Source organism: Micromonospora sp. CNZ303 (assembly GCF_004345505.1).
The window spans coordinates 18,687-39,685 of record NZ_SLVT01000035.1 but is presented as its reverse complement, the minus strand read 5'-3'; the positions used below and the strand labels follow the sequence as shown (position 1 = coordinate 39,685).

21 protein-coding genes are annotated in these 20,999 nt (G+C 73.9%); 9 read left to right on the top strand and 12 right to left on the bottom strand.

Features of this window, described 5'->3' with window-relative positions; genetic code table 11:
* Nucleotides 1-722: 722 nt before the first annotated feature.
* The 6 genes from EV374_RS31770 to EV374_RS31745 form a co-directional block, all read right to left on the bottom strand.
* Nucleotides 723-1,718: a TauD/TfdA family dioxygenase gene (locus tag EV374_RS31770; RefSeq protein ID WP_132240856.1), complete on the bottom strand. Its 996-nt coding sequence runs from the start codon at nucleotides 1,716-1,718 to the stop codon at nucleotides 723-725.
* A gap of 52 nt (nucleotides 1,719-1,770) precedes the next feature.
* Nucleotides 1,771-4,776, bottom strand: a complete 3,006-nt coding sequence (locus tag EV374_RS31765; RefSeq protein ID WP_132240855.1) for a condensation domain-containing protein — start codon at nucleotides 4,774-4,776, stop codon at nucleotides 1,771-1,773.
* Between the two features lie 2 nt (nucleotides 4,777-4,778).
* Nucleotides 4,779-6,569 (bottom strand): non-ribosomal peptide synthetase, encoded by a 1,791-nt coding sequence (locus EV374_RS31760; RefSeq protein ID WP_165947961.1) that lies wholly within the window; start codon nucleotides 6,567-6,569, stop codon nucleotides 4,779-4,781.
* Nucleotides 6,570-6,573: 4 nt separating this feature from the next.
* On the bottom strand, nucleotides 6,574-7,395 hold the full coding sequence (locus tag EV374_RS31755; RefSeq protein ID WP_132240853.1) for a hypothetical protein: 822 nt from the start codon (nucleotides 7,393-7,395) through the stop codon (nucleotides 6,574-6,576).
* A 77-nt stretch (nucleotides 7,396-7,472) separates the two neighbouring features.
* Nucleotides 7,473-8,234, bottom strand: coding sequence for an ABC transporter permease (locus EV374_RS31750; protein ID WP_132240852.1), 762 nt, complete (start codon nucleotides 8,232-8,234; stop codon nucleotides 7,473-7,475).
* Nucleotides 8,234-9,178, bottom strand: a complete 945-nt coding sequence (locus EV374_RS31745; RefSeq protein ID WP_132240851.1) for an ABC transporter ATP-binding protein — start codon at nucleotides 9,176-9,178, stop codon at nucleotides 8,234-8,236. Before EV374_RS31745 ends, EV374_RS31750 begins: the two co-directional genes overlap by 1 nt.
* A 230-nt stretch (nucleotides 9,179-9,408) precedes the next feature.
* Here EV374_RS31745 and EV374_RS31740 point away from each other — a divergent pair, with 230 nt between their 5' ends.
* The 6 genes from EV374_RS31740 (at nucleotide 9,409) to EV374_RS31715 (ending at nucleotide 14,778) form a co-directional block, all read left to right on the top strand.
* A complete protein-coding gene (locus tag EV374_RS31740; protein WP_132240850.1) occupies nucleotides 9,409-9,639 on the top strand; it encodes a hypothetical protein in 231 nt (76 codons plus the stop codon).
* A gap of 1 nt (nucleotide 9,640) precedes the next feature.
* Nucleotides 9,641-11,113, top strand: coding sequence for an amidase (locus EV374_RS31735; RefSeq protein ID WP_132240849.1), 1,473 nt, complete (start codon nucleotides 9,641-9,643; stop codon nucleotides 11,111-11,113).
* A gap of 110 nt (nucleotides 11,114-11,223) precedes the next feature.
* Nucleotides 11,224-12,156, top strand: coding sequence for an ABC transporter ATP-binding protein (locus EV374_RS31730; protein WP_132240848.1), 933 nt, complete (start codon nucleotides 11,224-11,226; stop codon nucleotides 12,154-12,156).
* Between the two features lie 8 nt (nucleotides 12,157-12,164).
* Nucleotides 12,165-12,989 (top strand): ABC transporter permease, encoded by an 825-nt coding sequence (locus tag EV374_RS31725; protein ID WP_132240847.1) that lies wholly within the window; start codon nucleotides 12,165-12,167, stop codon nucleotides 12,987-12,989.
* The gene (locus tag EV374_RS31720; protein ID WP_486486069.1) at nucleotides 12,986-14,176 is read left to right on the top strand and encodes a sensor histidine kinase; all 1,191 of its coding nucleotides are present in this window, start codon (nucleotides 12,986-12,988) and stop codon (nucleotides 14,174-14,176) included. Before EV374_RS31725 ends, EV374_RS31720 begins: the two co-directional genes overlap by 4 nt.
* Nucleotides 14,173-14,778 carry a response regulator transcription factor gene (locus EV374_RS31715; RefSeq protein ID WP_101411373.1) on the top strand — a complete coding sequence of 202 codons (606 nt, stop codon included), beginning with the start codon at nucleotides 14,173-14,175 and terminating at the stop codon, nucleotides 14,776-14,778. The genes EV374_RS31720 and EV374_RS31715 overlap by 4 nt, the downstream gene beginning before the upstream one ends.
* A gap of 9 nt (nucleotides 14,779-14,787) precedes the next feature.
* On the opposite strand, the gene EV374_RS31710 is transcribed toward EV374_RS31715, so the two are convergent.
* Nucleotides 14,788-15,756: a peptidoglycan DD-metalloendopeptidase family protein gene (locus EV374_RS31710; RefSeq protein WP_132240846.1), complete on the bottom strand. Its 969-nt coding sequence runs from the start codon at nucleotides 15,754-15,756 to the stop codon at nucleotides 14,788-14,790.
* A gap of 207 nt (nucleotides 15,757-15,963) precedes the next feature.
* On the opposite strand from EV374_RS31710, the gene EV374_RS31705 reads away from it, so the two are divergent.
* A complete protein-coding gene (locus tag EV374_RS31705; protein ID WP_132240845.1) occupies nucleotides 15,964-16,689 on the top strand; it encodes a Clp protease N-terminal domain-containing protein in 726 nt (241 codons plus the stop codon).
* A 6-nt stretch (nucleotides 16,690-16,695) separates the two neighbouring features.
* Here the strand turns inward: EV374_RS31705 and EV374_RS31700 are convergent, their stop codons facing one another.
* Both EV374_RS31700 and EV374_RS31695 read right to left on the bottom strand, forming a co-directional pair.
* The gene (locus tag EV374_RS31700; RefSeq protein ID WP_132240844.1) at nucleotides 16,696-17,214 is read right to left on the bottom strand and encodes a hypothetical protein; all 519 of its coding nucleotides are present in this window, start codon (nucleotides 17,212-17,214) and stop codon (nucleotides 16,696-16,698) included.
* A gap of 123 nt (nucleotides 17,215-17,337) precedes the next feature.
* Nucleotides 17,338-17,559 carry a DNA repair protein gene (locus tag EV374_RS31695; RefSeq protein WP_486486068.1) on the bottom strand — a complete coding sequence of 74 codons (222 nt, stop codon included), beginning with the start codon at nucleotides 17,557-17,559 and terminating at the stop codon, nucleotides 17,338-17,340.
* A gap of 305 nt (nucleotides 17,560-17,864) precedes the next feature.
* Here EV374_RS31695 and EV374_RS31690 point away from each other — a divergent pair, with 305 nt between their 5' ends.
* Nucleotides 17,865-18,527, top strand: coding sequence for a GNAT family N-acetyltransferase (locus EV374_RS31690; protein WP_132240843.1), 663 nt, complete (start codon nucleotides 17,865-17,867; stop codon nucleotides 18,525-18,527).
* Nucleotides 18,528-18,752: 225 nt separating this feature from the next.
* Here the strand turns inward: EV374_RS31690 and EV374_RS31685 are convergent, their stop codons facing one another.
* The 3 genes from EV374_RS31685 to EV374_RS31675 are packed head-to-tail and all read right to left on the bottom strand — an operon-like array spanning nucleotide 18,753 to nucleotide 20,474.
* Nucleotides 18,753-19,451, bottom strand: coding sequence for a TetR/AcrR family transcriptional regulator (locus EV374_RS31685; protein WP_132240842.1), 699 nt, complete (start codon nucleotides 19,449-19,451; stop codon nucleotides 18,753-18,755).
* Entirely contained in the window at nucleotides 19,414-19,905 is a 492-nt protein-coding gene (locus tag EV374_RS31680; protein WP_132240841.1) for a DCC1-like thiol-disulfide oxidoreductase family protein, read from the bottom strand. Before EV374_RS31680 ends, EV374_RS31685 begins: the two co-directional genes overlap by 38 nt.
* A complete protein-coding gene (locus tag EV374_RS31675) occupies nucleotides 19,902-20,474 on the bottom strand; it encodes a hypothetical protein (RefSeq protein ID WP_132240840.1) in 573 nt (190 codons plus the stop codon). Before EV374_RS31675 ends, EV374_RS31680 begins: the two co-directional genes overlap by 4 nt.
* A 167-nt stretch (nucleotides 20,475-20,641) precedes the next feature.
* Here EV374_RS31675 and EV374_RS31670 point away from each other — a divergent pair, with 167 nt between their 5' ends.
* Nucleotides 20,642-20,998: an STAS domain-containing protein gene (locus EV374_RS31670; RefSeq protein WP_132240839.1), complete on the top strand. Its 357-nt coding sequence runs from the start codon at nucleotides 20,642-20,644 to the stop codon at nucleotides 20,996-20,998.
* The last annotated feature ends 1 nt before the right edge of the window (nucleotide 20,999 follow it).

Below are 20,999 nucleotides of genomic sequence, written 5' to 3'. Positions count from 1 at the left end.
GGTGTCATTGGGTTGGCAGTGTGGAGTTGCTGGTCAGGCATTGTCGGGTGGTGGTGGGGCATGAGTCCGTCATCCGGGTCCGATGAACGGCGCACACACGGTGCGGGAACGGCGCCCCCGCACCGGTGCGGATCGGTAACGACGTGGACCGGGACGCGTTCTCTCCCCGTCGCCTCCCGCCTGCCCGGCGCCACCGTTCCCAGGATCCGGGCGCGGAAAGGACCGGCCTGCCACGGCAGGGCCGCGCCGCGGCACACGCGACGGCTCCGCGCGACGCATTGACGGCAGTCGCCGGCCGGTGAATGTGCCGGGGCGGGCGAACCGGGGGCGCGGAATGGTCGACCTTCGCGCCGGGCGGCGAATGGCGGCCTCGTGGGGGAACGCACCGATCGGTCAGGTGCGAATGGTGCCACGCCCGAGCGCGGGGCTCGACACCGCGGTCGGGAAGTCCGGGCCGGTCGGAATGGCGGCGCCGGAGAGGGCCTGCGCGGGCGGGTGTCGTCGCCGGTGGGCGGCGTCCGCCGGGCGCGACCCGGACGTGATGGTGGTGCCCGCACGGACGTGATGGTGCGGCTGTCGTACAGACGTAATGGTGGGGCTACCGCACGGACGCGGTGGTGCGGCTGCCGCGTTCCGGCGCCGGTCACCACCGCGTCCCACGGTCCGTCGTCGGCGAGCTGGTCCGTGCGTACGGGCCAGCTCGCCGAGCTTCGGTCGGGCCGTCAGTTGCCGCTGTCGAGCACGTTCCCGTCGTGCGGGCGCAGGGCCCGGGAGCGCCGGAAGTCGCGGTGCACGAAGATCCGCTGGAGCCACCGGTCGTAGCCGTCGTAGCGGGGCGTGAACTCGGTCCGGCCGTGCAGGGCCAGCCGGTTGTCGACGAACGCGAGGTCGCCGGGTTCCAGGATGAACGTCCGGCGGACGGTGCGCAGCGCGTCGCCGAGCATCGACAGCGCCTGCGTGGCCTCCGGGTCGAGGGGGAACGAACTCTGGAAGTCGACCTGGACGTCCGGGTCCTCGGGGCTGCCGCTGAGAATGCCGTGCGGTTCCGGCGCGCTGCGCAGGTCGCCGAACGACGCCGGGGGCTCGGTGACGAACCGTGGCTCGTGCAGCACCTTGCGGACCTGCGCGGACAGCAGGGGCAGCGCGTTGCGGATCGACGTCACCTGCAACCCGGCCACGTTGTCGTGGTCGTTGCGCAGGCAGTGCAGCCCGACGTAGTCCGGCCGGTAGACGTGGAAGGCGTTCTCCACGTGCATGGACAGCGTCACCGAGCCCGCGTTGCCCTGGAACTTCTCCATGCCCGGCACCGGCACGACGTCCTGCACCAGCGCGCCGCTCTTCTCCTCCTTGAAGGCGATGAGCTCCCCGAGTTGCAGCCCGAGCAGCACCTGCGCGGCGGCGGGCACGGTCGACTCGCGCTGCGCCGAGCCGGCCACCGTGGGCGTGCGCGGCAGCTCGTCGGCGTCCACGGGCAGGTTCCGCACCAGCAGCACGGCGTCGGGCCCGGGATCCCAGGCGAAGCGCCGCACCATCTGGCGCAGGCGTACGGGAAGGTTGCTGGAGAGTTCGCGGGCCGTTTCGAGCCAGGCGGCCGAGTCCACCAGGCGCGGCGGTCGGCCCGCCAGGTAGCGGGCGATCGTGTCGACCTCGATGTTCTCCTCGCGGGTCAGGACGATCGATCGGTCTGTACTGCGTGTGGGCTGGACGTCGACGGTCACGCCGAGCCTCCTCTGCTGAGGGTCCGAGACGGTGTGGGGGTGGAGCGATCGGTCAGTCGTCGTCCTCGTCGTCGTCCCAGAACGCGTCCTGCAGGTGCTCCGCGAGCTGCCGTGGCGTCGGGTTGGCGAACAGGTCGGCGAGCTGGACCGGCATCGACAGTTCGGTCCGCACCCGCTGCACGAGCTGGGCGCCCAGCAGCGAGTGGCCACCGCTGGCGAAGAAGTTCGAGTCCGCGTGCAGGCCCGGCCGGTCGAGCATCTCGGTCCAGATCCCGACCAGGGCGGCGGTCGTCTCGTCCGGCGGGTCGGCCTCGGCCGCCGCCCGCGCCGCCGCGAGCGCGACGAGGGCCGCGCGGTCCACGGTGCCCGCCACGGTGACCGGCAACTGGTTCAGCACGACCAGGTCGGGCGTGAGCGGCAGGGCGGCACGGGCGTGCTCGCGCAGCCGCTCCGCCACGTCGGGCTTGCGGGACTCGACGAACGCGACGACCGTGCCGTCCTGCGCGTCGCCGGCGGACCCGACGGCGGCGACCGCCTCCACGTCCGGGTGGGCGGCGAGGACGGACTCGATGTCGCGCAGGTGGATCCGCTGGCCGGCGACGCGTACGTGGGCCGCCAGGGGGCCGACGACGTCGATCCGGCCGTCCGGCAGCAGCCGCGCGAGGTCCCCGGTGCGGTGGAACCGCCCGTGGGTGGGGTGCTCGCCGAACCGGGCGGCGGTCAGCTCCGGCCGGCCGTGGTAGCCGGCGGCCAGCGTGTCGCCCGCGACGCACAGCTCCCCGCGTACGCAGATGCCCAGCTCGTGATCGGTGCCGGGCTCGGTGACGAACACGCGGGTCGCCGGGAGGACCCCGGTGCCGTCCCGCCCGCCGTCGAGCGCGGCGTACCCGGCGACGCCGGGCGTGGTGTAGCCGTGGTACGGCGTGCCGCCGGTGGCGCGCAGCTGCGCGGCGAGCGGGCGGGGGAGCGGTTCGTGCGCCACCAGGACGGCGCGGCCCGCGAGCCGGGCACCCGCGTGCTCGACCACCTGGCGCCACACCGCCGGCGACGCCTGCACCACGGTCACCTCGTGCCGCTGGACCAGCTCGCCGAGCGCGTGGCCGTCGGCGCGGGCCTGGTCGGGGGCGACGACGACCCGGCCGCCGGTGGTCAGCGCGACCAGCAGCTCCGTCAGCGCCGCGTCGGTGGCGGCGCTGCCCAGCCAGGCGGTGACGGCCGGCCCGGTGGCGGCGACCCGCTCGGCGAGCCGCGCGACGGCGCAGGCCAGCGCCCGGTGGGTGACGGTCACCGCGAGCGGGGCGGGCGCGTCGAGGTCGTACTCCAGGTAGGCCACCGCGTCGGGGTCGACAGCGGACGGCGCGTCGGTGCGGACCGCGTCGCCGGCGGCGGGGACGGCGGGGATACGTACCGCGCCGGGCACGGGGAGGCCCTCGGCCGCCAGCACCGGGGCGGCACCCGAGTCGGCCAGCCGCGCGGCGAGGTCGGGGATCGGCTGGGTCGGATCGAGCAGGACGCAGCGCCTGCCCGCCAGCCACACGCCGAGCCACGCGGCGGCCAGCTCCGCGCCGCGCGGCGCCAGCACGGCGACCGTGCTCCCGTCCGAGGCGGCGACCAGGTCCCGGGTGGCGAGCGCCGCCGACCACAGCCGGCCGTACGACACGTCGTCCGTCCCGTCCCGCACCGCGACGAGGTCCGGGCTCGCGGCGACCGTCGCGTGCACGGCCTCCAGCACGGACGCCGTGGCGGCCGTCTCCGGCGGCGACGCCGGCAGGGCGAGGTCGTCCGCGCCCCGGCGGGACAGCCGCGCCACCGGCCGGTCCAGGTCGTCGCCCAGCCGCACGAGCAGCGCGTCGTACCGTTGCAGCAGTAGCCCGACGTCGGCGGCGTCGAAGGCGTCGACGCAGAACGCCGCGCGGACGGTGGTCGCGTCCTCGCCCGGCATGATGAAGAACTCCAGGTCGAAGCGGCTGTAGCCGTTCTCCACCATGACGTGGCGCACCGGCATCCCGGTCAGCGTGGCGGAGGCGTCGACGGTGCCGGGCACGTAGTTGAACAGGTGCCGGAAGAACGAGCTGCGCCACGACGACGGCGCGTCGCCGAGTACGGCGGGGGAGACGTGCTCCAGCGGTACGTCGGCGTGGCTGATCGCCTCCAGGAAGGTGCTGCGCGTCTGCTTGACGACGGCGCGGAAGTCGGCGTCCGGGTCGACCCGCACCCGCAGCGGCACCAGGTTCGCGTGGTAGCCGATGGCGTTCATGCTGCGCTGGTCGCGCACGTTCACCGGGGTGCCGATGACCACGTCGGAGCCCGCGCCGTGCTGGGCGAGCAGCACCGAGTACGCCGCGAGCAGCACGACGGCCTCGGAGGCGCGCAGTTCGCGCTGGAAGCGGCGCACCACGGCGCGGGCCGGCGCGGAGAGCTCGTGGTGGATGGTGCGGGCGCGCAGGGACGGCGCCCCGACGGGCGGCAGGGCGCACCACAGGCCCGCCTCGGCGGCCCGCAGCCCGTCGAGGTTCTTGCGCCAGTACGCGACGCTGCGCTCGTTCGGCGCGCGCTCCGCGAGCGCGGCCAGCGGGGCGTCGTCGGGCCGGCCGCCGGCCGCGAGCGCCTCGTAGCCGGCGAGCAGCTCGCGGAGCAGGATCGTGGTCGACATGGCGTCGAAGTTCAGGTGGTGCACGACCACGCAGCACACGTCGGCGTCCGCCCCCGCGTGGATCCCCGCCCGCAGCAGGGGGCGGCCGTCGATCTCGAAGGGCTCGGCGGCGAACGCGGTCAGGTCGGCGTCCGTCCCGTCGTCGCCGGCCGGGATGTCCACCACGGGCACGTCGAGCTGGTCGGCGGCGAGCACCTCCCGGGTCAGCGTCGCGTCGTCGGAGCGGAACACGGTGCGCAGCACCTCGTGCCGGGCCAGCACCGCCCGCAGCGCCGCCGTGAACAGCCCGCGGTCGATCCGGCCGGCCACCTCGAAGGCGACCGCCACGTTGTTGACCCCGGTGTCCGGCACCAGCCGCTCGAGCAGCCACATGGCTGCTTCCTTCCTGCTGGCCGCGATGCTCATGCTCACTCGTCCCCTCGGTCGGTGTCGGCGCAGACCTCGGCGAGCCGCGCCACGGTCCGGTTTTCCAGCACGTCGCGCAGCGACAGGGTGAGCCCGCGCCGGCGTGCCTCGTTGACCAGTTGGGCGGCGCCGAGGCTGGTGCCGCCCCGGACGAAGAAGTCGTCGTCGACGCCGATCGAGGAGACGGCCGTGTAGGTGGCGAATAGCTCGCAGAGCAGCGCCTGCAACTCGTCGGCCGGCGCCCGGCCACCCGGGGTCGCCGCGACCTCCGGCGCCGGCAGGGCCGCCGTGTCGAGCTTGCGGTTCACGGTCAGCGGCAGCGCCGGGAGGCTCACCACGGCGCTCGGCACCATGTACTCCGGCAGCGTCTCGGCGAGGTCCTTGCGCAGCTGCTGCGCGTCGATCCGCGCGCCCTCCCCGGGCACGACGTACGCGACGAGCTGCTTGACCTCCGGCGTGTCCGTACGGATCACCGCCGCCGCGTGCCGCACCTCGGGCCGGCGCAGCAGCGCCGCCTCGATCTCGCCCAGCTCGATGCGGTAGCCGCGGATCTTGGCCTGGTTGTCGACCCGCCCGCAGAACTCGTACTCGCCGTCCTCGGTGGGCCGGACCCGGTCGCCGGAGCGGTACATGCGCGAGCCGGGCGGGCCGAACGGGTCGGGCAGGAAGCGCTCGGCGGTCAGGCCCGGCCGGTGCAGGTAGCCCCGGGCCAGCTGGCCGCCCGCGATGTGCAGCTCGCCGATCTCGCCGGGCCGCACCGGGCGCAGCTCGTCGTCCAGCACGTGGTAGCGCACGTCGGGCATGGGCTGGCCGATGGGCAGCGGCCCCGGCGGCACCGGCTGGTCGGGCTCGATGACCACGGTGCTGCACCCGACGGTCGTCTCCGTCGGGCCGTACTCGTTGACCACCCGCGCGCCGGGGTGCCGGCGGCGCCAGGCGTCGACGGTCTCGCCGAGCAGCAGCTCGCCGCCGGCCATCAGCTCCCCGGTCGGGGACGCCTGGGCCGGCAGCGCGGTGAGCAGCGGGATGTGCGACGGCGTCACCTTGACGAAGGTGGGCCGCTGCTGCCCGGCCGGTCCGGCGGCGGGCGTGCCCATCTGCTCCAGGGCGCCGAGGTGCACGCAGCCGCCCGTCATCAGTGGCGCGTAGAACGCGGTGACCGTCAGGTCGAACGCGAACGAGGAGTGCAGCAGCGCCCGGCCGCGTACGCCCGGGTAGGACCGCACGACGTGACGCAGGTACGTGCCGAGCTGGCGATGCTCGATCACCACGCCCTTCGGGCTGCCGGTGGAGCCGGAGGTGTAGATGACGTACGCGACGTTGGCGGGCCGCAGCGGGGCGAGCCGGTCGGCGTCGGTGACGTCGGTGTCCGGCTGGCCGGCGTACGCGTCCGGGTCGTCGAGCAGGAGCCGTGGCAGGTCGGCCGCCGGCACCGCGTGCTGGTCGTCGCCGGTGGTCAGCAGCAGCATCGGCCGCGCGTCGGTGAGCATGTGCTCCAGCCGCTGCGCCGGGTAGCTGAGGTCCAGCGGCAGGTAGGCCGCCCCGGCCTTGAGGGTGGCGAGGGCGGCGACCACCAGGTGCGGCGAGCGGATCCCGATCGCCACGAGCCGCTCCGGGCCCGCGCCGAGCTGCACCAGCCGGTGCGCGAGGCGGTTCGCCTCGGCGTTCAACTCGGCGTACGTCCTGCGGTGCTCGCCCCACACGACGGCGGTGGCGTCCGGGGTGCGCCGCACCTGTTCGGCGAACAGGTCGGTGAAGAGCGCGGGCTCGCCGCCCGCCGGGCCCGGTGCCACCGCGCTACCCCGCGATCCGCTGACCGGCGTCCGCACCGGTCATCAGGCCGGAGACCGTCGCGGCGACGTCGGGGTGGCGCAGCATCTGGTCGTGGTCGACGGCGAGCGGGATGGTGCGCCCGAAGCCCTGCCCGCGCTGGGTCGAGTGCGCGGAGGTGATCGCCGTCGCCGTCGCCCATTGCGGGGCGGGGTCGATCTCCGTCGCCGCCCGCAGGTAGCCGACGAACGAGGCGAAGCTGCCGCCCAGTTCGGCCCGGACGTCGTCGTCCAGGCCGAGCCGGCGGCCCGCCACGTCGATCGCGTCGCGGAAGATCCCGGCGAGCGCGGGACCGATGAGGCTGAGGTCCTCGAGCCCGTGCTTCTCCTGCACCGCCTGGCCGTCGGCGTGGAACGCCGCGATCTCCTCGGGGGTGAGGATGGTCTTCAGCGCGTCCGCGGCGGCGTGGAAGTCCCGGTACAGCCCGACGATGTTCGGCAGCTCCGGGTCCAGCAGGACCAGCCTCGGTGCCTCGTCCTGCGCCTCGGCCAGCCGGGCCGCGAGGGGGGCGGCGAACACCGCGCCCACGCAGTAGCCGATCACGGTGTCGACGGTGCGTTCCCGTCGGCGTACGCCCTTCGCCCACCGCTCGACGTAGTCGGCGCCGGACATGGTGTCCTCGGCGCCGGAGGCGGGTGCCACGGTCTCCCAGATCTCGCCGGGCGCGCTCAACAGGGGGACCAGGTCGCGGAAGCACGCCTGGGTGCGGCCGGTGCTGGTGAAGTCGACGGTGAGCGTGAGGCCGCCCGGCCCGCCCTTGCGCAGTATCTGCCAGGAGTTCTTCTTCACGATGGGATCCCTCGTCGTAGCGGTGCGTACGTTCGTCGTTCGGGGGGTGCGGCCCGTGCGCTCCCGGTCGCGGGCGCTCAGACGCGGGCGCTGTCCTTCAGGTACCGCAGGATCACGGCGCCGCCGAGCACGACGGTCCAGCCCGCGAGCACCACGGCGGCGAGCCCGAGCCGGGCGGTGTCCTCGAACGGGCCGTGCCCGATCTCGGCCAGCCAGTGGCTCGGCATGATCGCGGACGCCGTCTGCATCCAGTCGGGGAACGCGACCGACGGGACCAGCGCGCCGCCGAGCACGCCGAGCAGCATGTGCGAGACGGAGGTGAGGACCTGCACGCTCTCGGCCGTGGCGACCTGGCCGATGAAGACGCCCAGCAGCGCGAACGGCAGCGTGCCGAGCCACACCCCGAGCACCAGTTGGAGCCAGCCGCCCACCGGCAGCCGGACGCCCTGCAACAGCGCGCCGGTGAGCGCCACCGCCGTGATCGCCGGCAGCGCCACCACCATCGCCGCGGCCAGCTTCGCCGCCAGGTAGGAGGTCGGGGACAGGGGGGTGATGCGCAGTTGGCGCTGCCATCCGGTGGACCGCTCGATCGCCACCCGCGTGCCGACGTTCAGCGCGACGAAGATCGCCCCGAAGGCGGCGAGACTGCCGAGCAGGTGCTCACTGAAGTTGATGCCGGCGCCTCCGCCGGCCCCACCGCGGAACATGTTGGCCTGCATCATGTCGAACAGGTTTGCCTGCATCAGGTAGAGCAGCGTCGGGAACAGGAACGCGGCGATCCAGAACTTGCGGGCCCGGATCACCCGCTTCACTTCGAGCTTCAGGAAGCCGGCGCTCATCAGGCGGCCCCGCCCTTCGTCGCGGTGAGGGCCAGGAACGCCTGTTCCAGGCCGAGGGCGCCGATCTCGACGTCGTACGCCTGGGGGAAGCGCGCGAACAACTCGCGGGCGGTGGCGTCGGAGTCGGAACTGACGATCTCGACGCGCTGGCCCCGGGCCTCGACGGTCATCACGCCGGGCAGCAGGCGCAGCTGCTCGACCGTCGCGTCCGGGACGGTGGCCGACAGCGAGCGCCCCGCCACCACGGAGCGGATCTCCGTGACCGTGCCGTCGGCGATGATCTTCCCGGCCTGGACGAGCACCACCCGGTCGGCGAACTCCTCGGCCTCCTCCATGTAGTGGGAGGCGAACACCACGGTGCGCCCGGAGTCGGTGAACTCCCGCATGGCGGCCCAGAACACGTGGCGGGACTCGACGTCCATCGCCACCGTCGGCTCGTCCAGCACCAGCAGCTTCGGGTCGGACACGAGGGTCATGGCCAGCCGCAGCCGCTGGCGCTGACCGCCGGAGAGCCGGCTGCGGCGGTCGGCGACGTCGGTCAGGTCGGTGCGGCGCAGCACCTCGGCGATCGGCAACGGGGCGGTGTGCAGCGACGCCACCACCGTGAGCAGCTCGCGGATCGACACGTCGTCGAGCAGCGCGCCGTCCTGGAGCGTCGCCCCGATGACGCCCCGGGTGATGGCCTCCCGGGGGGTGTGCCCGAAGACGCGGATCTCGCCACGGTCGGGGCGGGTGAGCCCCAGGATCATGTCGACGAGCGTGGACTTGCCCGCGCCGTTGGGCCCGAGCAACGCGACCACCTCGCCGGGAGCGATCCGCAGGTCGATGCCGTTGACGGCGCGCACGTCGCCGTAGCTCTTGTGCACGTCCGCCACATCGATCGCCTGTGGGTCCACCGCACCGAGCGTGGGTGTGGCCACGAGGTTCGCGATTGCGTTGCTCATTGATTTCCCCATTTAGATCGGTGCGGGTATGCGAATAGTATTTAGCAGCGCTAGGGAGCGGGGAGCCAGGAATTCCGGGGCCGCCGCCGCGAGAATTGGCGTCCGAGGCGCCTTATTCCGGGGTGGTGAGGGGTGACCGTAGGGGTTACCCCGCGGTGGCCGTACCCGCCATCGTCGGACCTGTCGTGGTCCTGGGCTGCGCATTCCGTGGCCCGTGCGGGGAGGTGTTCGTGGCACGTCAGAGGCGCAACGGTGACGGTCATTCGTCGACCGTCGACGCGGGAACGGATGTCCTGGGTCGTGACGACGCCGCGGCCGAGTTGTTCGCCTTTCCACACACCGACTTCTTCCGGGAAACCGCAACGGGCACCGAACGGGAATTGGCCGGTAATCGGCCCGTCAATTCCGCCGCCCCGCGAATCGTCGCGACCGGCCGGCCCGGTCACCCGGTGGTGAGCTGACATGGACCGCCTCGCCGCCGCAGCCGAGCGGGCCGACCGGCTCGGGCCGATGCTCGGCACCTTCCTGCACCGCTTCCCGGTCGACGACCCCGGCACGGACGGGCCGCTGCGCGGCACGCTGATCGGCGTGAAGGACGTCGTCGCCGTCGCCGGCGCGCCGAGCACCTGCCAGAGCGTCGTGCACGACGCGACCTGGTGGACCGACCGCGACGCGACCGTGGTGGCACGGCTGCGCGCGGCGGGCGCGGTGATCGTGGGCAAGACCACGATGGCGGAGCACGCGCTGTCGCGGCCGGACCCGGAGGCGTCCTTTCCGGTGCCGCGCAACCCGTGGGACCCCCACCGGTGGACCGGCGGGTCGAGCTGCGGCAGCGCCAACGGCATTCCCGCCGGGTTCTTCGACGCGGGTGTCGGCACCGACAGCAACGGCAGCATCCGGATCCCGGCGGCGCTCTGCGGCGTGACCGGGCTGAAGCCGACGCAGGGACTCCTGCCGGCGGCGGGCGTCCGCCCGCTGGCGCGGTCGGTCGAGACGGCGGGTCCGCTGGCCCGTACGGCCCGGGAGTGCGCGCGGCTGCTCGCCGTCATGGCGGACCGGCCCGCGGAGCTGTCCCGGCCGGCGCTCGCCGACCTCGCGGGCGTCCGCGTCGGCGTCCCGGGCGACCTCGTGCGGTACGCCGCCGCGCTGACCGACGACACCGCCGCCGCCTTCGACGCCGCGCTCGACGAGCTGCGCGCCGCCGGGGCGGAGGTCGTCGACGTACCCCTCGACGAGGCGTTCCCGCTCTTCGCCGCGCAGCTCGTGACGATGCTGGTGGAGGCGTTCGAGGTGCACGGGGCGCAGTTCCGGGCGCGCTGGAACGACTACGGCCGGCCGTTCCGCTGGAACGTCGCGCTCGGCGGCGTGCTCCCGGCGGAGACGTACCTGCGGGCCCAGCGGGTGCGTGGGTGGGGCGCCGAGGCCCTGCGGGCCCGGTTGCGGGACGTCGACGTCATCGCCACGCCCGCCTGGCCGTCCGCCGCCCCCCGCTACGACGACCAGGCCAGCCTCCAGACGATCTCCTTCCTGCCCAGCATCTGGAGCGCGGTCGGCTTCCCCGCGCTGGCGCTGCCGATGGGGGCCGACGGCGACGGGTTGCCGCTGTCGCTGCAACTGGCCGCCGCCCCCGGCCGTGACTTCGAGCTGGCCGCCGTCGCCGACGTCTACCAGCGGCGTACGGGCTGGCACGAGCGCGAGCCGAAGCTGGAGGTCGTGACGGACCTCGCGGCGGTCTGCGCCCCGGAGGCGCCCACCGACGGTGTCGACCCCGCCCGGCGGGAGCGGCTGGCCCAGGCGTTCGGCGAGCTGGGCGTCCCGCTGGGGGAGGGGGACCTCGACCAGGTGACCATGACGTGGTCGAAGGTCCAGGCTCTCGCGGGCGTGCTGCCAGAACTCCCGGTGGACGTGCCGCCGTTCGTCGCCACCACCGGGTAAGCCGCCGGGGCGGGCGTGGCGGACGCACGGGTGAGGCATGCGTACGACACGGTCGGAACGTGACGCGGCGGGGGTTGGTTCTGTCGCCGGTCGACGGCAGCCTGTGAAGCATGGATGACGTCGTGATCGAAGTGGACGGGCTGCGCCGCAGCTACGGGGAGTTCGAGGCGGTGCGGGGGATCTCGCTGCGGATCCAACGGGGCGAGCTGTTCGCCCTGCTGGGCACCAACGGTGCCGGCAAGACCACCACCATCGAGGTCCTGGAGGGACTGCAACCGGCCACCTCCGGCCGGGTCCGGGTGCTCGGACTGGACCCGGTGCGGGACCGGAACTCGGTGCGTCCCCGGACGGGGGTGATGCTCCAGCACGGCGGGTTCACGGGTGCGCTCACCGTCCGGGAGACGGTGGAGATCTGGCGGTCCCTCACCGTCCGGCCGCAGACCACCGCGGAGGTGCTGGACCTGGTCGACCTCGGTGGCCGGATGAACGTGGCGGTCGAGCAGCTCTCCGGCGGCGAGGGCCGGCGGCTGGAGCTGGCGCTGGCCGTGCTCGGCCGCCCGGAGGTGCTCTTCCTCGACGAGCCGACCACCGGCATGGACCCGGCCTCCCGGCGCCGCACCTGGGACGTCGTCCGGGAACTCCAGAAGGGTGGGACCACCGTCCTGCTCACCACGCACTACCTGGAGGAGGCGGAGGTCCTCGCCGACCGGGTGGCCATCATGCGGGGCGGGAGCATCGTCGCCACGGGTGCCCCGGAGGACGTCGTACGCACCCTGCCCGCCCGGATCAGCTTCCGGCTGCCGGCGACGGACGCCCTTCCCGACCTGCCGCACGCCGCCCGCATGGTCGACGGCGACCGGGTCACGTACGAGTCCCGCCACCTCCAGACCGACCTCACCCGGCTGCTCGAATGGGCCAACGCGGCCGACATCCGGCTGGCGTCCCTGTCGGCCCGACCGGCCACCCTGGAGGATGTCTTCCTGGACATCGCCGCCGACCACGACCAGACCGACCAGCACGCGGAACCGGAGGCCGCCCGATGAGCGGGACGATGACGACGCAGAGCCCCACCACCACCGCCACCCCGCGCGACCGGGCGACCAGGCCGCTCTGGCAGATGGCCGCGATGCTCAAGATGGAGCTGCTGGCGCTGCGTCGCAACTGGACGGCCACCGCCATGTCCGTGGTGACCCCGCTGATGATCGCCATCCTGCTCGTCAGCGAGTACGGCGGCCAGACGGTGCCCGGCGTGCGCCGGGTCGTCAGCATCACCACCCTGATCATGGTCTTCCTGGTGCACCACCACCTGACCACCGTGTACGCGTCGCGCCGCCAGGAACTGGTGCTCAAGCGGCTGCGGGCGGGGCTCGCCTCGGACCGCACCATCCTGCTCGGCACGGCCAGCAGCACCGTGGCGATCTTCCTCGCCCAGTTCGTCGTGCTGGCCGGCTACGCCATCCTGGCGCTCGACCTGCCGATGCCGAAGAACCCGCTGGTCATGGCGGTGGCGCTGCTGATCGGGTCCGCGATCCTGGCGGCCTTCTCGGCGGCCCTCTCCGCGATCACCCGCAGCTCCGAGGCGGCCATGCTGACCACCCTGCCGAGCCTGGTGATCTTCCTGGCCACGCCGGGTGCGCTGCTGCCGCTCGGCGCGCTGCCGGAGTCGCTGGAACGGATCCTCTGGTTCCTGCCCATGGGGCCGTTCACCGAGATCATGCGCGTCGGCTGGCTCGCCCGCACCGACGAGGGCCAGGCCCTGAGCTTCGCCGGGACGCTGGTCGAGACGCTGCCCTCCTTCGGGGTGCTGCTGGTCTGGCTGGCGGTGTCGCTGTTCACGGCCGTCCGGTACTTCCGCTGGGAGCCCCGGCACGGATGATCGAGGTCATCGCGCCACCTGACATCGGGAGCGTGAGCATGGAGCGGGCGCAGGTCGAGCGTGACGTCGGCCTGCGCCGCGCCCGTGCCGTCACGTTGAGCACCGTCGGCAGCGGCGTCCTGGGCACGCTGCTGCTGGCCGCCGTCGGACTGTCGCGGGAGGAGGATCCCCGCTGGGCGGCGGCCGGAGCGGTGGGCGTCGTCCTGTTCGTCGCCGCGCAGAGCGGAGCGCTGTACGGGGCGATCACCCCGTGGCTGGCCGAGTCGACGCGGCGCCGCCTGCTCGCCGGGTTCGTCTGCGCCGCCGTGCTCTCCGTACCGCTGGTCGGGCCCGTGGGCGGGCCGGAGTGGGCGACCTGGGGATTCCTGGGGGCGTCGGTGATCGGCTCGGTTTCCCTGCTGCGGCAGTGGTGGGCCGCCGGCCCAGCGGTGCTGCTGTCCGTGGCGACGGCCGCCGGGGTGGCGGCCTGGAACGGGGCCCCGGTCCGCGGCCAGGTCACCATCGTGCTGGTGGCCGGCCTCTCCATGGCCGCGTGGAATGCCCTCCAGCTCTGGCTGTGGGGGCTGCTCGTCCAGGCGCAGCGGGGGCGGGCCGCCCAGGGGCGGCTCGCCGCCACCGAGGAGCGGCTGCGCTTCGCCCGCGACGTGCACGACCTGCTCGGGCACAGCCTCTCGGTCATCGCGCTCAAGGCCGAGCTGGCGTCCCGGCTGGCGGCGACGGACGCCGGGCGCGCCAGCCGGGAGGCCGCCGAGGTGCAGCGGCTGGCCGCGTCGGCGCTGGTCGAGCTGCGCGAGGTGGTGCACGGGTACCGTGCGGTGGACCTCGGGGACCAGATCGCCGCGGTGGAGCAGGTGCTGCGTTCCTCCGGCATCCGCTGCGCGGTCGCGCTGCCGCCGGACGACGTACCGTCGGAGATCGCCCGGCAGCTCGTCGCGGTGCTGCGGGAGGCCAGCACCAACGTGTTGCGGCACAGCCGGGCCACCTGGTGCACCATCGAGATCAGCCAGGACGAGGACGAGGTACGGATGACCATGACGAACGACGGCGCCGAGGGGGCGTCGCCGGACCGGCACAGCTTCGGGTTACGCGGGCTGGCCGAGCGGCTGGCCGAGGCCGGGGGGACCCTGCGCCACCGGATCGACGACGGGGTGTTCCGCCTCGACGTGACGGTACGGACCCGCCCGTGATCAGGGTGCTGCTCGCCGACGACGAGGACCTGATCCGCGCGGCGCTGGCCGCCCTGCTCGGTCTGGAGTCCGACCTGGAGGTGGTGACCGAGGCGCCGGACGGGCGGGCCGCCGTGACCGCCGCGCTCGCCCACCGGCCGGACGTCGCCGTGGTGGACCTCCAGATGCCGGCCCTGGACGGGCTGGAGGTGACCGCCGAGCTGGCGCGCGTCCTGCCCGCCTGCAAGGTGGTGATCCTGACCGGGCACGGCCGGCCGCCGCACCTGCAACGCGCGCTGGCGGCCGGGGCCAAGGGGTTCCTGCCCAAGGGCGCGCCGGGCGGGACGCTCGCCGACGTCATCCGCCGCGTGCACGCCGGCGGTCGGTACGTCGACCCGGCGCTGGCCGCCGACGCGCTCACCGCGCCCGAGTGCCCGCTCACGCCCCGCGAGCTGGACGTGCTGCGGCTGGCCGAGTACGACACGCCGGTGGCGGAGGTGGCCCGGCGTACCCACCTGTCGGCGGGCACGGTCCGCAACCACCTCTCCGCGGCGGTCAGCAAGCTCGGGGTGGCCAACCGGGCGGAGGCGTTCCGCACCGCCCGGGACAACGGCTGGCTCTGACCGGCCCGCTCAGATGAGCACGCTCCAGGTCACCGGGCCGACGAGACCGTCGACGACGAGGCCGTTGCGGCTCTGGAAGCTGCGTACCGCGCTGGTGGTGACCGCCCCGAAGCCGCCGTCGACGAGGAGGCTCGCCCCCCGGGCGTTGAGCGCGGTCTGCAGGCCGCGCACCAGGTCACCGGAGTTGCCCTCCCGCAGGGGCAGCACGAGCGCGGTCCAGGTGATCGGGCCGACCATGCCGTCGGCGTAGAGGCCCCGGCCGCTCTGGAACGACCTGACCGAGGCGGCGCAGCCCGGCCCGTAGACCCCGTCCACCACGACGGAGACGCCGCGCGCCCGCACCAGGTACTGGATCACCCGGGGCACCCAGCCCGAGGCGCCCTGGCCGACGCTCGGGTAGCCGGTGCTGCCCACCGGGGCCGTGGAGCCGAGGGTGATGCCCCGGTTGGCCAGGAAGACCCGGGGGTCCATCGAGGTCAGCCGGGGGTTGTGGATCTCGAAGTGCAGGTGCGGGCCGGTCGAGTTGCCGGTGGTGCCCATCAGGCCGACCAACTGGCCGCAGCTGACCTGCTGGCCGTCGCTGACCAGCACCCGGTACAGGTGGCCGTAGTAGGAGAAGTAGCCGTCGGCGTGGTTGATGTGGACGCTGTTGCCGGTACGACCGGCCAGCGGGCCGCTTGCCGTGTCACCCGGGTACGAGTTGGTCTTGATGTCCCGGACGGTCCCGGCGGCCGTGGCGTAGACCGGGGTGCCCTGGCTGTTGGCCACGTCCCAGCCGGTGTGCGTCGGCCGGCTGGGGGTCTTGTAGCCGGAGGTCAGCGTGCCGCGCGTCGGGTTGCTCCAGCCGGCGACGGCGGCCATCGCGGGGCTGGGCAGGCCGACGACCCCGATTCCCACGCCGACGCCGAGCGCCGTGAGGAGGGTGCGGCGTCGGGCCGGTACGTGGCTCAGGCCGGCTGTCTCCGGTGCGTCACACATGTTGCCTCCGATGTTCGTCCCGAAGGGGGCGGTTGGACGATGGAGACCGGATCGTAAATCTTCTATATCGTCGGGGGCAATGGTGAAACTTTCCTACGATCCGTCACGCACCGTGATCCGCCGGGGTCGTGGACCCGGCGTGCGGCACGGGCGATCACCGTCAACTTAGGGTTGACGGCCAAGGTGCCGTCAACCTATGGTTGACGCATGACGGAACCAGTGCAGATGAGCAACCCGGTACGCCTGGACGACCTGATCCGGGCGATCAAGAAGGCGCACACCGATGCGCTCGACCAGCTCACCGACGCGGTCATCGCGGCCGACCACCTCGGCGAGATCGCCGACCACCTGATCGGCCACTTCGTCGACCAGGCCCGCCGTTCGGGCGCGTCCTGGACCGACATCGGTCGCAGCATGGGCGTCAGCAAGCAGGCGGCACAGAAGCGCTTCGTGCCGAAGGCCGACGAGACGCCGCTGGACCCGCAGCAGGGCTTCGCCCGGTTCACCCCCCGGGCCCGCAACGTGGTGATGGCCGCGCAGAACGAGGCCCGCGCCACCGGCCAGGCCGAGACCCGCCCCGAGCACCTGGTGCTGGGGCTGCTCAGCGAGCCGGAGGCGCTGGCCGCGAAGGCGATCGTCGCCCAGGGGGTGTCGCTGGAGCGGGTCCGCGAGGCCGCGACGGCCGCGCTGCCGCCCTCGTCCGGCGAGGTGCCCGACCTGATCCCGTACGACGCCCAGGGCAAGAAGGCGCTGGAGCTGACCTTCCGGGAGGCCCTGCGGCTGGGCCACAACTACATCGGCACCGAGCACATCCTGCTCGCGCTACTGGAGCACGAGAACGGTGCCGGCGCCCTCAGTGGGCTCGGCGTGACCAAGGCCGCGACCGAGGAGTGGGTGGCGGCGGCGCTGCGGGCCGTCCAGCTGCGGGAGTGACCCGCCTCAGGGCGCGGCGGGGAAGCCGTAGCGGGCGGCGTGCTCGGGATCCGTCGGGTCGACCTGACGGATCCCGGCGTCGGCGAGCCGCTTGTTGACCTCGTCGAGCCGCTCGCGCACCAACCGGGCCTCCTCCTCGGTGACCCGGCCCCGGTGCGGCCGGCCGGCGTGCTCGATCGTGCCGTAGTCGACCCGTTCCGCGCCCTTGCGGGCCTTCGGCGGGCGGACCCGCTCGGCCGTCTTCAACAGCTGCGCCATCGGCACGTCGGTCGCCATCGCGTCGAACTCGCTCGCGGTGAGCACCACCCGGCGCGGCTCGCCGTCGCCGTGCCGGTCGTGGATCTCGACCACCGCGACGTCCAGCGCGGCGTCGTCGATGCCCTCCACCTCGACCGGGGTGGCGTCCAACCGCACGGGCCCCGCGACCAGGTCAGGGTGTTCCAGGACGACGACGCGGACCACCTCGTCGTCGGGCTGGATGACCGTGCCGCTGAAGTCGGAGACGTGGATCGTCTTCTTGCCCATGCGCGGAGCTTCTCCTGTCGTAGGCCGGGATGCCGGACCAGAAGAAATTACCCGACAGGTGTGCGAATGCCGCCGGTGGACCGTCCGGGTGTGTCGCGCAGCCGCCCCCGCCGCGCGGGACGGTCAGCGGGTGTTCAGTCCGCCGGGCGAGGCGGCGCCGGCGGGCTGCTTGTCCACCTCGCTCCACGGGGCGGCCCCGTTGCCCGCGCGGTGACCCCGGTACGCCGACTGGGCCGGGAACCGCCCGGCGGCCTCGGTGGCCCGCCAGAGTCGCTCGGGGTCCTGGTGGTACCGGTCGTTCGGCTTGTTCGGCATGACCATACCGTCCCAAACAAAGTTGTCCATGTATGAAAATGAATATGACGACCGATCGATGCGTTTGGTTCCCCTGATCGGTCGGTGCACCCATAAAACCGGCGGACGTCGATCTGCCGGTACGTCTACCCCCCGCCGCGCCGCCCAACCCTCGCGCCGCCCGGCACCGCGCGGTGCCGGGTCGACCGGGGCGCCCCGGGCCGGGCCGGTCCACCCCGACGGGTTCCCTCCCACGGGCCGGCGGGCCCGCGTACGGTGATCGTCGGCGAGGCGGGCCGGGCGTCGGCGGCCCGGACACCGGATGACCACCGACGGCCCCGGGGAGGTGGGCGGCGATGCTCGACCGGCGGCTGCACCTGCACCTGGCGAGTTGGCTCGGCCAGTGGCCGGCGGGGCCCGGGCTGCACGTGGTCGGCTCGCACCGACGGGCCCGACCGGCCTGGGACGGCCGGCTCCGGCCCGCCGTCGCGGTGACCGCCGGCGCGAGCACCGTGCTCTCCGTGGCTCCCGACCGGGTCGCGGCGGTGCGCGAGCTGGCCCGGCTGCCGGGCGGGCCGCCGCTTCCGGCGCTGCCCGCCGCGGTCGGACGACCCGGCTGGGCGGTGCACGACGACGTGTTCCGGTGGAGCGTGGCGCCGGCCCCGCTGCCGGACGTGGGGGAGTGGACACCCCCGGGCGCGGCCGGGCTGCCGTCCTGGCTGCGCCTGTTCGACCGGCCGGTGCTGGTGGTGCGCGACGCCCGGGGGCGCTACCTGGCCGGCGTCGGGATCAAGCGGCACGACGCGTACGGCCACGAACTTGCCGTCGGCACCGTGCCGGCGGCCCGGGGGCGAGGGCTGGCCCGGCGGCTGGTCGCCCAGGCGGCGCGCCGGGTGCTCGACGAGGGGGCCGTCCCGACGTATCTGCACGACCCCGCAAACACCGCCTCCGCCCGGGTGGCGGCCGCCGCCGGTTTCCCCGAGCGGGGCTGGCGCTCGTTCGGCGTCTACCCGCCCTGAGCGCGCCCCGACCCGCCCTGACCGCGCGCCCCCTCTCTGTGGGGCGCGGACCGTGGATCCCGGGCCGGATCCACGGTCCGCAGTCTCCCCCAGGGTCCCGCAGGTGACGTGCGCACCGATCACGCTACGTAACTGTAGAGGTGAAGGCAAGATGCCATAGGTGCGATCCAGGTGTCGAATAGCGGACTTGACCTGCGGCTACTCGGGGGATGGCGTCGTAGGGGGTCAGTGACGCAGCGTACGAATGAGGTCGAGCACCTGCCGGGTCACCGGGCGCAGCACGCGCAACCGGGACAGCCCCACCAGCCGGTCGACCAACGGCACCGCCCCGTCGATGAGCTGCCGGGTGCGGGTCTGGCCGGGCGAGCGGTCGTAGACCCAGTAGAGCACCACCCCCATGTAACCCAACCAGAGCAGCTCTGGCAGGTGCGGGCGCAACTCCGGGTCGACCCGGGCGGTGGAGCCCTCCAGCGCCTCGGCGAAGAGACCGATCGCCGCCTCGCGCGGGCCGGACGACTCCGCCGAGAAGGGGCTCAGTGGGGAGGTCGGCTCCGCCGCCGTCTTGAAGAAGCTGGCGGCGAAGGAGTGTGACGGGGTGAGCACGTCGATCCCGGCGTGCATCACCCCCGCCAGTCGGGCGGCGAGGTCGGGTTCCCGGGCGAGCACCGGTCCGGCCGCCGCCCGGTGCTCCACCTGGGAGCGGGCGTAGAACTCCTGGATCAGGTGTTCCTTGGAGCCGAAGTAGTAGTAGGCGTTGCCCACCGCCACCCCGGCCTCCTGGGCGATGGCGCGCATGGTGGTCCGGGCGTACCCGCGCTCGCGGAACAGCCGCATCGCGGTGTCCAGGATGAGCTGCCGGGTCTGCTCGCCGCGCGCGGTCGCCGGCTCACCCGCAGCGGTCGTCGGCGCAGTCTGCTCGGTCATCGGGGTCACCGTATCCCGCCAGGTCGTCGCCCGGCGCCGCCCACGGGTCGCGAACGCGTTCGCGGACCGAGGCGGCGGCGGCGACCACCCGCCGGGCCAGGGGGAGCAGGTGCGGTCGGGCCAGCCGCTCGGCGGCGCCCCGGTGGTCGGCCAGGGCCCAGAGGCAGGCGAACCAGGCGCCGTCCCCCGCGTACACCTCGCCGGTGTCCGCGACCACGGTGAGGTCGCGCAGCGTGGCGTCGTGGTCCAGACCGGGGAAGCGCCGCCGTGCCTCGGCCGAGCCGGCCGGCACGAACTCCAGGGGTACGAGCTGGGCGCGGGACGCCAGCCAGCGCCGGGCGGAGCGGCACAGTGGGCAGTGCGCGTCGTAGAGGACGGTGAACCCCCGGACGCCACCGCCCCCGTGCGCGGTGGCGTCCGGGAGTCCGCCCGACCCGACGGACCCGGTGGTCATCGGACGGGCGGGCTGCCGGCCGGCCCGGTCTCCGCCCCCGGGCCGGCGGGGTGAGCACTGGCGGGGTGGGTGGCGGCCGGGTGCGGGCCGGCGGGGTGCGGGCCGGCCGGGTGCGGGCCGGCGGGGTGCGGGCCGGCCGGGTGCGGGCCGGCCGGGTGCGGGCCGCGGGGTGCGGGCGGCATCGGGAGCCGGCCGACCGGGGCGAGCGGCGGATGGGTGGCGAACTGGCGCAGCCGGCCACGGCGGTACCGGCCGAGCGCGAAGACGTTGAAGAAGTGCAGCGCGCCGAGGACCAGCAGCACCAGGCCGATCTTGAGGGACAGCTCCTCCATGGCCTGCGCGGTGGACCCGACCGGGTCGGGGTGCTTCATGGCCACCGTGACGTAGCCGAGGTTGAGCAGGTAGAAGCCGACGACGAGCAGGCTGTTGACGGCCTTGGCCAGCCGTTCGTCGGCGAAGACCTCCTCCAGGAAGACCAGCCCGTTGCGTGACAGCGCCCGGGCCACCCAGACGGTCAGCCCGATGCTGATCGCCAGGTAGACCAGGTACATCCAGACCTTCGTGTCCATCGCCGACGCCCCTCTTGAACGTGTTCAAAACATTGTCGCCACAGCGTAGGTGACTTCTTGAACGCGTTCAAGTCATCCCTCGTGGCCGTCGGCGTGGTCCGGTCGGGCGGGGGTCGGTATGGTCGAGTCGCGCCGGAGCCGGCGCGACCTTCGACGGTGAGGCGGCCATGGACCCGGGTGAGCGGAACGCGGAGCCGGGCCAGGTGGTCCTGCGACCGGCCGGTGAGATCGACATGGCCACCGCCGGTGAGTTCGAGGCGACGCTCACCGAGGCGCTGCGCCGCCCCGGCGTCCGGGAGGTCGTCGTCGACCTGGCCGACCTGCGGTTCCTGGACTCCAGCGGCGTACGCGTCCTGGTGCACGGCGTCTCCGTGGGCCGCGAGCGCGACGTGACGATGCGGGTGACCGGCCCGCAGCCGGGCGTGGCGCGGGTCCTTCGGATCACCGGGGTCGGCACCCTGCTCGGGCTCGCCGATTCCGACGCCGACCAACCCGTCGCGCGGGGATGGCGCGGGCTGGACTGAC

Coding starts and splice junctions, on each gene's coding strand:
- EV374_RS31745 (WP_132240851.1), bottom strand. CDS start 9,178: ATGAGCAACGCAATCGCGAACCTCGTGGCCACACCCACGCTCGGTGCG.
- EV374_RS31680 (WP_132240841.1), bottom strand. CDS start 19,905: ATGACCACCGGGTCCGTCGGGTCGGGCGGACTCCCGGACGCCACCGCG.
- EV374_RS31765 (WP_132240855.1), bottom strand. CDS start 4,776: ATGAGCATCGCGGCCAGCAGGAAGGAAGCAGCCATGTGGCTGCTCGAG.
- EV374_RS31710 (WP_132240846.1), bottom strand. CDS start 15,756: ATGTGTGACGCACCGGAGACAGCCGGCCTGAGCCACGTACCGGCCCGA.
- EV374_RS31685 (WP_132240842.1), bottom strand. CDS start 19,451: ATGACCGAGCAGACTGCGCCGACGACCGCTGCGGGTGAGCCGGCGACC.
- EV374_RS31690 (WP_132240843.1), top strand. CDS start 17,865: ATGCTCGACCGGCGGCTGCACCTGCACCTGGCGAGTTGGCTCGGCCAG.
- EV374_RS31705 (WP_132240845.1), top strand. CDS start 15,964: ATGACGGAACCAGTGCAGATGAGCAACCCGGTACGCCTGGACGACCTG.
- EV374_RS31720 (WP_486486069.1), top strand. CDS start 12,986: ATGATCGAGGTCATCGCGCCACCTGACATCGGGAGCGTGAGCATGGAG.
- EV374_RS31730 (WP_132240848.1), top strand. CDS start 11,224: ATGGATGACGTCGTGATCGAAGTGGACGGGCTGCGCCGCAGCTACGGG.
- EV374_RS31700 (WP_132240844.1), bottom strand. CDS start 17,214: ATGGGCAAGAAGACGATCCACGTCTCCGACTTCAGCGGCACGGTCATC.
- EV374_RS31695 (WP_486486068.1), bottom strand. CDS start 17,559: ATGGACAACTTTGTTTGGGACGGTATGGTCATGCCGAACAAGCCGAAC.
- EV374_RS31735 (WP_132240849.1), top strand. CDS start 9,641: ATGGACCGCCTCGCCGCCGCAGCCGAGCGGGCCGACCGGCTCGGGCCG.
- EV374_RS31725 (WP_132240847.1), top strand. CDS start 12,165: ATGACGACGCAGAGCCCCACCACCACCGCCACCCCGCGCGACCGGGCG.
- EV374_RS31670 (WP_132240839.1), top strand. CDS start 20,642: ATGGACCCGGGTGAGCGGAACGCGGAGCCGGGCCAGGTGGTCCTGCGA.
- EV374_RS31750 (WP_132240852.1), bottom strand. CDS start 8,234: ATGAGCGCCGGCTTCCTGAAGCTCGAAGTGAAGCGGGTGATCCGGGCC.
- EV374_RS31675 (WP_132240840.1), bottom strand. CDS start 20,474: ATGGACACGAAGGTCTGGATGTACCTGGTCTACCTGGCGATCAGCATC.